Raw genomic sequence first — 11,297 nt, 5'->3', positions numbered from 1 at the left:
GGTGCAGCCGCCGGAACGGAGGCTAGGCCGGCAGAGCCCGGTCGATCAGCGCCGCGGTGTCCACGCCCCGGGGCAGCGTGCCGAACGAGTGGCCCCAGTCCCCGCCCAGCCGGCTCGCACAGAAGGCGTCGGCCACGGCCGCCGGTGCGTGGCGAACCAGCAGGGAGCCCTGAAGCACCAGCGCCATCCGCTCCACGACGCGGCGCGCGTCCGACTCCAGATCCTCGCCGTCACTGAGCAGCGCGGTCAGCTCGGCCGTGGCGGCGTCCAGGCGGGAGTCGGCGCCCGCGGCCGCGCCCACCTCGGCCCGGAACGCGTCCAGCCCGGCCGGGTCGCGGCGCAGGGCCCGCAGCACGTCCAGCGCCTGGACGTTGCCGGAGCCCTCCCAGATCGAGTTCAGCGGGGCGTCGCGGTAGAGCCGGGGCAGGCCCGACTCCTCGACGTAGCCGTTGCCGCCCAGACACTCCAGGGCCTCACCGACGACGGCCGGCTGGCGCTTGCACACCCAGAACTTGCCGACCGCGATGGCCAGGCGGCTGAACGCGCGCTCGCCGGCGTCACCGCGTACCCCCCGGTCGACGGCCCCGGCCAGCCGCAGAGCCAGCGCCGTCGCGGCCTCCGACTCCACCGCCAGGTCCGCCAGGACGTTGCGCATCAGCGGCTTGCCGATCAGCGGCCCGCCGAAGGCGGCCCGGTGCCGCGCGTGGTGCACGGCCTGGACCAGCGCGGCGCGCATCCCCGAGGCCGAGCCGGTCACGCAGTCCAGCCGGGTCATCGCGACCATCTCGATGATGGTCCGCACCCCGCGGCCCTCCTCGCCGACCAGCCAGGCCACCGTCTCGTCGAACTCCGGCTCGCTGCTGGCGTTGCTGCGGTTGCCGAGCTTGTCCTTGAGCCGCTGGATCCGGAACGGGTTGCGGGCGCCGTCCGGCAACACCCGCGGCACCAGGAAGCAGGAGAGCCCACCCGGGGCCTGGGCCAGCACCAGGAACAGGTCACACATGGGCGCGCTGGTGAACCACTTGTGGCCGCGCAACCTGTACGTGCCGTCGGCGGCCGGGGTGGCCGTGGTCGAGTTGGCCCGCACGTCCGAGCCGCCCTGCTTCTCGGTCATGCCCATGCCGGCGAGCAGCCCGCGCTTGGTCGTCGGGGTACGCAGCCCCGGGTCGTACACCCGCGCGGTCAGCAGCGGCTCGTAGACGGCGGCCAGCTCGGGGGCGTTGCGCAGGGCCGGGACGACCGCGTACGTCATCGAGACCGGGCAGGAGTGGCCCGCCTCGACCTGGCTCCACACGAACGTGCCGGCGGCCCGCGCGACGTGCGCCCCGGCCCGGCCGTCCGACCACGGGGCCCCCGCGAGCCCGGCACCGACGGCGACGTCCATGAGGTTGTGCCAGGCCGGGTGGAACTCGACCTCGTCGATGCGGTGGCCGTACCGGTCGTGGGTGAGCAGGCGCGGCTCGTACCGGTTGGCGTCGGAGGCCCAGCGCTGGGCCTCTGGCTGCCCGCCCAGCTTGCCCAGCCGGTGCAGATCCTCGGCCGCCCAGCCGGCGCCCTCCCGGGCCAGGCCTTCGAGCAGGGCGGCGTCGGCGGCGATGTCGTGCCCGGCCAGGGGTGGCGGCTGGTTGACGACCTCGTGGGTGAGTGGCATGCCCCGAATCTAGGCCGCCGCACCGGCCGGTGACGAGGGCGGGGACCAGGTGGCCGCCATGGCGGCGATGCGCCCGGCCACTCCGGCCGGATCGACCACCTGGTGCAGGTGCCGGCCGGCGATCCGCTCCACGGCCCAGCCCCGCGCCGCGGCCTCGTTGGCGACCTGCTCGTACGGCGGCCCGAACAGCAGATAGCCGCACGGCTGCGCGTCCCAGCCCGCCGGCACCGGGATCTGCTGCTCGTAGTAGCTCAGCGGCAGCCGCGGCTGCTCGGCCTCGACGGACGCGCGGACGGCGGCGTCGGGCAGCATGGGCGCCACCTCGGCCTCGTCGTACCAGGTCGTCCACGGCGGCAGGATGCCGTCGACGGCCTTGGCCCGCAGGAACGCCAGCGCCTCCGGCGGGACGACCGGGGTGGGCCCGTGCCGGGCGGGCAGGGCCGCGTCGACGAACAGGCAGCCGACGACCGGCCGGGTGGCGGCCGCGACGATGACCGGCACGAACAGCCCGGCGTTGCTGTGCGCCACCAGCACCACCGACCGGTCCGCCGGCAGCCCGGCGACGGCCGCACCGACCAGCTCCACGACCCGGGGCCAGAACGGCGGTCCCGCGTCGCCCACCCCGGCCAGCGACGGCACGACGACGGTGGCTCCCCGGGCGCGCAGCTCATCGGCGACGGGCTGCCAGGTGCCCGGTCCGACCGACGGGCTGTGCACCAGTACGAAAACGGCGTCCATGACGCTCACGTTTCCGGAAACGGGCCGGCGTGGCCAGGGCAGCGCGTGACGCCCACAGCGAAACCCGTCGCACGGTACGCGTGCAGTGACTGTGCGACGGCTCGGGTGCCCACGCGCGGCAGGCCGTTCGAACTTGCCCGATCGTTAAGGCGTAATCGCGGGTGTTGGTCCGAAATGCCGCCCCACGGCCCGTGTGCCGTCCTCTTAGGATGACCCGGCCCGCGTGCACATGCGGGTCGAAATGGGGGAGGCACGTGTTCAAACAACGGAAAGTGCGCGGCGCCGCAGCCGGGCTCGCTTGCGTGGCCATGGTCGCGACGGCGGGAATCCTGGCGAGCTCCGCGTCGGCGGATGACACGGGCACCGACGTGGCATCCCGCAAGCGGGCCGCGGCCGACGGGAAAGCTCCCGCCGGTGACAAGAAGCTGCTGGCGGCGGCCAAGGCCGCCGCGGAGAAATCCGCAGCCCGTAAGAAGGCGGACGTCGGCGACGGCTCCGTGCACCTGGTGGTCGGTTTCAAGCCGGGGGTCGAGGCCTCCGTGGCCACCCAGTCCCTCGGTGCGGCCGGCCTGCGGGCCAAGACGGACGCCGCCCTGGCGTCCCTCAACGCCCGTCGCGTGACTGTCCCGGCCGCAGCCAGCGCCGAGGCGATCGCCAAGCTGCGGGCCGACCCGGACGTGGCGTACGTGGAGAAGGACGGCATCGCCCGGGCCACGGCGGTCACGCCGGACGACACGCACTACGCGGACCAGATCGAGCTGCCCCAGATCACCGTGCCGGGTGCCTGGGACCTGACCACCGGATCGGCCGCGGTGAAGGTTGCCGTGGTGGACACCGGTGTGACGAACCTCGGTGGCGAGCTCGGCGACGCGTTGCTGCCGGGCTGGGACTTCGTCAACGGCGACAGCAACCCGGCCGATGACGAGGGGCACGGCAGCGCGGTTGCCGCCCTCATCGCCGGGCGGGGCAACAACGGCGCCGGTACGGCGGGAGTCTGCTGGCAGTGCCAGATCCTGCCGGTCAAGGTGCTCGATTCCGAAGGTAACGGCACGTTGGGCACTGTGGCGGCCGGCATCAAGTACGCGGCCGACAGCGGCGTGCAGATCATCAACGTGTCGCTCGGTGGTTACTCGAGCAGCACGGTGCTGCAGGACGCGGTCACGTACGCCCGCGGCAAAGGCATCCTGGTCGTGGCGTCCGCGGGTAACGACGCGCTGCGCGACCGGCTGTACCCGGCCGCGTACGCGGACGCGCTCGCCGTCGGTGGCACAGACATCAACGGTGACTGGTTCCTCGACTACGACCCGGCCACGGGCTTCTACGGCTCGAACTGGGGCGCCGACTGGGTCGACGTGGCCGCACCCTGGTGCACGTACGCGCCGAACCTGGCCGGCTTCGCCAACGACAGCGGTGGCGAGGACGTCGGCAAGGACAACTACGGGTACTTCTGTGGCACCTCGGCGTCCGCACCCCTGGTGTCGGGCATAGCGGCGCTGGTGAAGTCGCGCTACCCGGGGGCGACCGTGTGGTCGCTCCAGAACAGCCTCACCAAGACCGCCAAGCAGACCGTCACGACGGACTTCACGGCGTTCGGCGAGGTGCGGGCGGCAACGGCGGTGACCACTGTGGACACCACCGCGCCGAAGATCACCGGGGCGACGCCGGCGCAGTCGGCCAAGTTCCGCGGCACGGTGACGGTGGGCGCGACCGGCGTCTCCGACACCGGCGGCGCGGGCATGTCGTACGGTGCGCTCTACGCCGACGGCAAGTACGTCGGCCGGGACACCACGACGCCGTACGCGGTCAAGTACAACAGCGGCCGGCTCAACCGTGCGGTGAAGTTCCAGTGGAAGGTGTACGACCGGGCGGGTAACTCGGCGGTCTACAACCGCACCCTGATCGCCGACAACAAGGTGCCGACGGTGAAGATCACCAGCGGCCCCAAGAACGGCGCGAAGGTCAAGGGCACGGTGACGCTGAAGGCCTCGGCCAGCGACTCGTCGGGCATCGCCCGCGTCGAGCTGCTGATCAACGGCAAGGTGGTCGCCAAGGACACCACGTCGGGCTACTCGTTCAAGATCAAGGTTTCGAAGTACGGCAAGAAGATCAAGGTGCAGGTCCGCTCGGTCGACAAGGCGGGCAACTCCGCCACGACCTCGGCCCGTACCTGGAAGCGCTGACAGCCGGTCCGCGTTCCTGGCACTGACGACGAAGGCCCAACCCCCGGCACGGGGGTTGGGCCTTCGTTGCTGTCCGGGGTCGTTCGGATCAGCTCCGCACGACGCCGCGGTCGGCCAGCAGCTTCGCCTGCTGCGGCCAGGTCACCAGGCTGGGCGAGAAACGCATGCCGGCAGCCGCGATCGCGGCCCGCAGCCCGGCCTCGTCCGTGGCGGCCAGCTGCGCGTAGGTGGTGATGCCGGCGGCGACGAGCGCGCCGGCCATCTTCGGGCCGATCCCCTCGACCCGGGTGAGATCGTCCGGCGCGGTGGTCTCGGCACTGCGCTGCGCCGGTACGGCGTCAGCGACGGAACCGGCGGGCACGGTCTCGTCGGCCGTCGTGCTGCCGAGCGCCGGGGCGGTGTCGGGGCTCACGGCGGAATCCGGGCCGGCCGGGCTGGCTGCGGCGGTGGGCACGGCCTCGGTGGCGGCGATGGGCTCGGCACCTGGTGCGCTGTCGGCGGCGGTGATGGGCTCGACGCCCGGTTCGCGGTCGGCGGCCAGGTCGTCGGCGAGGGCGGTGAAGGCGCGCTGGTCGCCCTCGGCCAGCAGGCGGGCCTGCTCCGGCCAGGTCGCCAGGTTGGGCGAGAGGCGCAGCTTGGCGGCCTTGATCGTGGCCCGCAGCGAGGCGAGGTCGGCGTCGGCGAGGTCGCGGTAGGTGCTGATGCCGGCGGCGGCGAGGGTGGCGGCGATCTTCGGGCCGATGCCCTCGATCCGGGTCAGCTTGTCGGCCGGGCGAGCGGCCCCGACCGGCGCGGCGGGCGTCGGCTCGACCGGCGTCGGCTCGGCGTCGACCGGCGCGTCCGCGACCGCGACGGGTGCAGGCGCTGCGATCGGCTCGGGCGCCGCCACGGGCTCGGGTGCAGCGACGGGCTCCGTCTCAGCGACAGGCTTCGTCGCGGTGGGCGCGGCAACGGGCTCCGTCTCGACCGGCTCAACATCCGGCGTGCCGACGGCGGTCGGCTCGGCATCCGACGTGCCGGCGTTGGACGGCCCGCCGTCGGAGACGGAAACGAGTTCGGCGGGTGCGGCGGTGACGACCGGCTCGGCCGGCTCGACGGTCTCCGTCTCGGTGGTGGGCGCGGCCGTGACAACGGGCTCGGCCGGAGCAACAGCCTCGGTCTCCGCCCGGCTCTCCACGATGGGCTCAGCAGCTGCCGAATCCACCTCGGCCGGCACAGCGGCCTCTGGTTCGGTTGTCCCGACGGGTGCGGCGACGGCAGCCGCCGGGGCGGCCTCCGCGGCTGCGGACCGCCGGGAAACGAGGATCCGGCCCCAGATCAGCCAGCCCGCGAGCAGGCCGACCAGGAGGGCGGCAACGATGGACAGGAGCGATGCCACGGCATGCCTCCGAAGACGAGGGTCGAGATGTAGGCGCGCAGCTTCGCACATCTCGATACCGGTCAGGTCGCGGCGTGCCGTTTTCGTGACCCCGGACGGGTGATTTCCCCACGAGCCGGTCAAGTGCCCGGGGTTAGAGAGGGCGGGGCTTGAGCAGCGTGATCCGGCTCGCGCCCAGCTCGGTCACGTACAGGTTGCCGGTGCTCACGTCCTGCGTCACGTCCAGTGGCTGGCTGAATCCGGTCAGTCCGGTGATGCCGGTCGTGCGGTTGCTCAGCGTGCCGTTCGCCGCCACGTCGAAGGTCTCGATGTCCTGTCCCGCCGAGTAGCGGACCACGAGCAGCTTTCCGTCGAGCGCCCCGCCTCGATACTCGATCGCGCCGTTCGCCGAGGCGTGCAGGCCCGCGTCGTAGGTTCCGGCGAGGTCGAAGTTCGGGTCCGGCAGGGTGCCCGCCGGGTACGCGCCCACCTGGAACGGATCCGTGCCCGCGGTCGGGTTGCCGCCGGCCAGCACCCACTCGCAGCGTTGCGGGTTCGGGTGCCCGTAATAGCGGCCCGCCTTCACGTCGAACACGTAGTCCGTCTCGGCGGTCGGCACCGACGTCAGCGCCGGTACCGTCGGACCCGTGTAGCCGCGACGGGCGCACGACGCGGGCAGCGGTGCCGGAGTCGCCGGAGTGTTGCCGCCGGCCGCCGAGCCGTTGGTCGGCGCGTACAGGTGGCCGTTGCGGTGCCACACCAGGTCGTACGCGTTCCGGACGCCGGTCGCGTGCAGGGTCACCGGAGCCCCGGCCGCGTAAGGGTTGTAGCTGCCACCGTCCGCGGTCTTCACGTTGATCGGCGTACCGGTGAACGCCGCCGGGTCGAGACGCAGCACGGCCGCGCTGAGCAGTTGCTCGGGGCGGTTGCCCCAGGTCGAGTCCGGCGCGCCCATCGCGTTGTTGGCGCCCTGCGACACGTACAGCGCGCCGTCGGGTCCGAAGGCGAGCGAGTTGGTCTCGTGGTCCTTCACCGAGCGGGGCAGGTTCACCACCACCGGCGTGTAGGTGCCCAGGTCGGTGCCGCTGAGCCGGCCGATGCGGCCGGACCAGTCGGGCACGTTCAGCGGGCCGGTGAACTCGTAGTTGTCGGTGACCCAGAGGTTGCCCGCCGGGTCGAACGCCATGCCGATCACTGTGCGAGCGGGCGCGCCGGGCAGTGCCAGGGCCGCCGCGTTGTCCCGGACGGCGGTGATGATCGTGGCGGTGCCCAGGGTGCCGTCCGCGTTGATCGGAAAGCGGAAGATGCGCCCGTCGAGGGTGCCCGCGTACAGGCGGTTGCCGGGGCCCTCGACCACCGTCGTGAAGGACGCGCCGGTCGCGACGCCGACCACCTTGTCGAAGGCGGCCGGGCCGCCCGGGCCGGTGCCGGCCCCGGTCGTGAAGACGATGGAGTACGGCGTGAAGGCCCGCCCGCTCACATCCTTCACCCCGGCGGTCAGGCCGAACCGGTACGCGGTGTTCGCCGCGAGCGCCGCGGTCGGGGAGAGGTTGACGACGTCTCCGCCGCCGCTCGTGATGGCGTTGGCCGGCACCGCCACGCCGTCGCTGACCCGGGTCAAGGTCACGGTCGCCGAGGTCAGCGTGGCCTGGTCGACGCCACCGTTGGGTAGCACCAGATCCTCGACGACGCTGCCGGTCGGCGACACCCCGGTGGCCCCGTTGGCCGGCGTGCTGGTCCGTACGCCGGGGATCGCCCCCGCCCCCGGCACACTGGCGACGTCCACGTAGTTGAGCTTGGTGTTGGTGCCGCCGGCCGGGCTGAGCGTGAGCCGTCCGTCGGTGACGGTGACCGTCCGGGTCGCCGTGGCGTGCTTGACGGACGCGGTCGCGGTGAACGCGGCGACGGCGTTCTGGTCCTCGATGCTGAGCCAGTGCACGCTGTTCACGGCCGTGCCCGCGTCACCGACCGCTGCCGTCACCGTGTAGGTCCCGTTGGGCACGACGGCCTCCCACGACCCGGGCGTGGTGACCCCGGTGGAGCCGGCCGGCAGCTGGGCGTGGATCAGCGTGGCCAGTCGTACGTCGGGCTGGGCGGCGTCCGGGTTCCGGTTGCGGCCGTTGCCGGCCAGGCTCAGTGGCGTCGTGGTGCCCAGTTGCACCCAGCCGTAGCCGCGAGCGGTGGCGAACGCGTCGCCGGAGTCGCGCACGTAGCCGGTGGGCGGTGCGGTGGCGGCGTCGGAGAAGTTCACCTTGAGCGCGAACGCCGCCGGGGTCGCGGTGACGGTGGCCGACGGCGGTGACTCGGTGCCGGTGTTGTCCACGGCGGTGACGGTGTAGCCGTACGCGGTGCCGTTGCGGGCGGTGGTGTCCAGCCAGGCCGCCCGGGTCAGCGGGGCCGCGCCGGAGATCAGCGTGCCGCCGCGGTAGACCCGGTAGCCGGCCAGATCGGCAGCGGATGACGCTGTCCAGGCGAGTGCCACCTGGGCGTCGCCCGGCCTGGCGGTGACTCCGGTGGGTGCGGCCGGTGGGCCAACCCGCGCGATCTCCAGGTAGTTGAGCTTGGTGTTGGTGCCGCCGGTCGCGTCGACGGTCAGCCGCCCGTCGCTCACCGGCACGGTCACGGTGGCGGTGCGGAACTCGGCCGCGGTGGTGGAGACGAAGCCGGACACTGCGGTCACGCCCTCGACCCGGATCGTGTGCGCGCTGTCGTACGCGGGCTGGTCACCGACCGACACAGTCACCTGGTACGAGCCCGGGGACAGCGCGTACTCCCAGGCGCCGGGGGTCAGCACGCCGCTGGTGCCGCCGACGTCGCCGTACTGGAGGTGGATCACGGTGTTGAGCCGCGCGTCGATCCCGGCGCGCGCCCGGTCGCGGGTGTTGCGGCTCAGGTCCAGCGGGTCGTGCGTGCCGGCCGCCACCCAGCCCGACCTGCGCGTGGCGTCGAAGCCGAGCCCCGTGTCGGCGGTGTAGCCGGCCGGGACCGCCGCGGCGGCCGGCTGGAAATTGACCTTCGCGACCGGGGTGACGGCCGCGTGCGCGGGTGCCACGAAGGCGAACGGCGCGACGAGTGCCGCCACGGCGACTGTCCACAGACGACGGCGCATGTTGGTCCCCCAGACCGGCCCCCCAGCAGGCCTGGCGGCAGCCTGGCACGGCGGCGGTACGGCGCCCGCTGTCAGCAATCTGTCTGCGGTGTTCGCGCAGGTGGGCGGCCGGGCCGAATGGTCGCGCTCCGACCGCAGGGCGTGAACGGATAGAGCGCCCGTAAGCGCCGATCATCGAGCGGATCCCCCGCACCCGGTACAGATCGGCGCTGGTTCAGCGGCGGCGGCGGGCGATCGCGTACAGGTCGCGGGCCGGGCCGATCAGCTGCCCCGAGGCCGGCCACACCGCCCGCAACTGCCGCTGCAGCGGCATGGCCGTCGGCACCGCGACCAGCGTGCCCGCCGCCAGTTCCGCGGTGACCGCGAGCGAGCTGAGCACCGCCGCCCCGCTGCCGGCCGCCACCGCGTGCTTGATCGCGGTCGTCGACGACAGCTCGAGCAGCGGGGCCGCCGCCGTCAGCGGGGCCAGGGCCTGCTCGAACGCCCGCCGGGTGCCCGAGCCGGCCTCCCGCGACACCAGCGGGGTCCCGGCCAGCTCGGCCGGGATCACGCCGCGCCGCCGTTTCGACCACGGGTGCCCGGGGGCCACGACGACCGCCAGCCGGTCGGTGGCGACGGTCTCGGCGTGCAGGCCGGCCGGCGCTTCCGGGCCTTCGACGAAGCCGAGGTCGACCTCGTTCGCCAGCACCGCGGCCGCCACGTCGGCCGAGTTGGCCGCGCGCAGGGTCACGCTGAGCCCGGGGTGGCCGGTGCGCAGGGCCACCAGCCAGGCCGGCAGCAGGTATTCCGCGACGGTCTGGCTGGCGGCCACCGCGAGCCGGCTCTCGTGGGTCTCGCGCAGCGCGGCGACGCCGGTGGCCAGGGCGTCGGCCGCGTCCACGGCGGCGCGGGCCCAGTCGGCGACCAGGGCGCCGGTCGTGGTCAGGGTCGAGCCGCGCGGGGAGCGGTGCAGCAGGGTCAGCCCGAGGCGGCGTTCCAGCTCGCGGAGGCGGGAGCTCGCGGCCGGCTGGGAGATGTGGTGTGCCGTCGCCGCGCGGCCCACGCTGCCCAGCCGGGCGACGCTGAGCAGCAGGTCGAAGCCGGTCAGGTCGGCGAACGCCGGCGGCAGAGGCATAAGCCCAGCTTATGACCCCACAGGCGGACGGCGGCTACCGGGGATCCGGGCGGAGCCCGAGAGTGGAGATCATGACCGTCCTGCTCGAACGTCCCGTGCGCCCGGCCCCGATCGTGATCGGCCCCAACTGGTTCGCCGGTGTCATGGGCACGGGCATCGTCGCCACGGCCGCGGCTTCGCTGCCGCTGCACGTGCCGGGGCTGCGGGCGCTCGCCACCGTCGTCTGGGCGCTGGCGTCGGTCCTGCTGGTCGTCCTGGTCGCCGCCGCGGTCCGGCACCGGCGGGCGTACGCGGGGGACGTCGTCTCGGAACAGTTCTGGGGCGCGCCGCCGATGGCCCTGCTGACCGTCGGCGCGGGGACGCTGCTGCTGGGCCGGGACTGGATCGGTGAGCCCGCCGCCGTCGCGGTGGACGTGGTGCTCTGGACGGCCGGGACCCTGCTCGGGCTGGCGGTCGCTGTCGTGATCCCGTACCGGATGGTCACCCGGCACCGGCCGGGACCGGGCACGGCCTTCGGTGGCCGGCTGATGCCGGTCGTGTCGCCGATGGTGTCGGCGGCGACCGGCGCGCTGCTCGTGCCGCACGTTCCCTGGCCCGTCGAGCTGCTGGCGGCCTGCTACGCGATGGCCGGTCTCAGCCTGGTCGCGGCGGCGCTGGTGTTCGTCCGGCTGTGGCGCCGGCTCGTCTCGTACGGCCCCGGCGCCGCCCGGATGGTGCCGACGTGGTGGATCGTGCTCGGGCCGGTCGGTCAGTCGGTCACCGCCGTGCACCTGCTGGGCCGGGCCGCCGACGGTGTGCTGAGCGAGCCGTACGCCACCGCCGCGCAGGTGCTGGTGCTGCTCTACGGCGTACCGGCGCTCGGTTTTGCCCTTTGCTGGGCGGCCCTGGCCGCCGTGATCACCGTGCGCACCGCCCGGGCCGGGCTGCCGTTCTCGCTCGCCTGGTGGAGCTTCACGTTCCCGGTCGGCACGGTCGTGACCGGGGCGAGCGGGCTCGCCACCCGCATCCCGTCGGCCCTGCCGGCCGCCCTCGCCGTGGCGCTCTATGCGATGCTGCTGGCCGCCTGGTCGGTCGTCGCCGTCCGCACGCTGCGCGCGGTGCGCCGGGGCGACCTCATCCGGCCGGCACCGCCCGCGTAGCCTCTGAGC

7 protein-coding genes are annotated in these 11,297 nt (G+C 73.7%); 2 read left to right on the top strand and 5 right to left on the bottom strand.

Translation table 11 applies throughout. The features are described 5' to 3' along the window. Positions 1 to 22 precede the first annotated feature (22 nt). Positions 23 to 1,651 (bottom strand): acyl-CoA dehydrogenase family protein, encoded by a 1,629-nt coding sequence (locus ACQP2Y_RS29865; protein ID WP_433718448.1) that lies wholly within the window; start codon positions 1,649 to 1,651, stop codon positions 23 to 25. Between the two features lie 9 nt (positions 1,652 to 1,660). Next, complete coding sequence (locus ACQP2Y_RS29860; protein WP_433718446.1) at positions 1,661 to 2,389, bottom strand: alpha/beta hydrolase; 729 nt, start codon at positions 2,387 to 2,389, stop codon at positions 1,661 to 1,663. 254 nt (positions 2,390 to 2,643) lie between these two features. Between ACQP2Y_RS29860 and ACQP2Y_RS29855 the strand changes: the two genes are divergently transcribed. Then, positions 2,644 to 4,569 (top strand): S8 family serine peptidase, encoded by a 1,926-nt coding sequence (locus tag ACQP2Y_RS29855; protein ID WP_433718444.1) that lies wholly within the window; start codon positions 2,644 to 2,646, stop codon positions 4,567 to 4,569. An 88-nt stretch (positions 4,570 to 4,657) separates the two neighbouring features. Here ACQP2Y_RS29855 and ACQP2Y_RS29850 read toward each other — a convergent pair whose 3' ends face one another. The 3 genes from ACQP2Y_RS29850 to ACQP2Y_RS29840 form a co-directional block, all read right to left on the bottom strand. Further along, positions 4,658 to 5,947 carry a helix-hairpin-helix domain-containing protein gene (locus ACQP2Y_RS29850; RefSeq protein WP_433718442.1) on the bottom strand — a complete coding sequence of 430 codons (1,290 nt, stop codon included), beginning with the start codon at positions 5,945 to 5,947 and terminating at the stop codon, positions 4,658 to 4,660. 133 nt (positions 5,948 to 6,080) lie between these two features. Continuing rightward, a complete protein-coding gene (locus ACQP2Y_RS29845; protein WP_433718441.1) occupies positions 6,081 to 9,035 on the bottom strand; it encodes an Ig-like domain-containing protein in 2,955 nt (984 codons plus the stop codon). A 214-nt stretch (positions 9,036 to 9,249) separates the two neighbouring features. Further along, complete coding sequence (locus tag ACQP2Y_RS29840) at positions 9,250 to 10,149, bottom strand: LysR family transcriptional regulator (protein ID WP_433718439.1); 900 nt, start codon at positions 10,147 to 10,149, stop codon at positions 9,250 to 9,252. A gap of 71 nt (positions 10,150 to 10,220) precedes the next feature. Between ACQP2Y_RS29840 and ACQP2Y_RS29835 the strand changes: the two genes are divergently transcribed. Further along, entirely contained in the window at positions 10,221 to 11,288 is a 1,068-nt protein-coding gene (locus tag ACQP2Y_RS29835) for a TDT family transporter (protein ID WP_433718437.1), read from the top strand. Positions 11,289 to 11,297 lie beyond the last annotated feature (9 nt).

It is taken from the genome of Actinoplanes sp. CA-051413, from assembly GCF_050955795.1.
Lineage (GTDB): Bacteria > Actinomycetota > Actinomycetes > Mycobacteriales > Micromonosporaceae > Actinoplanes.
Note: the sequence above shows the minus strand (reverse complement) of the source record. Positions and strands in the feature narration are given on the sequence as shown.

Bases quoted from the DNA above. Each gene is read 5' to 3' on its own strand.
- ACQP2Y_RS29840 (WP_433718439.1), bottom strand. From the start codon at position 10,149: ATGCCTCTGCCGCCGGCGTTCGCCGACCTGACCGGCTTCGACCTGCTG.
- ACQP2Y_RS29845 (WP_433718441.1), bottom strand. From the start codon at position 9,035: ATGCGCCGTCGTCTGTGGACAGTCGCCGTGGCGGCACTCGTCGCGCCG.
- ACQP2Y_RS29860 (WP_433718446.1), bottom strand. From the start codon at position 2,389: ATGGACGCCGTTTTCGTACTGGTGCACAGCCCGTCGGTCGGACCGGGC.
- ACQP2Y_RS29835 (WP_433718437.1), top strand. From the start codon at position 10,221: ATGACCGTCCTGCTCGAACGTCCCGTGCGCCCGGCCCCGATCGTGATC.
- ACQP2Y_RS29865 (WP_433718448.1), bottom strand. From the start codon at position 1,651: ATGCCACTCACCCACGAGGTCGTCAACCAGCCGCCACCCCTGGCCGGG.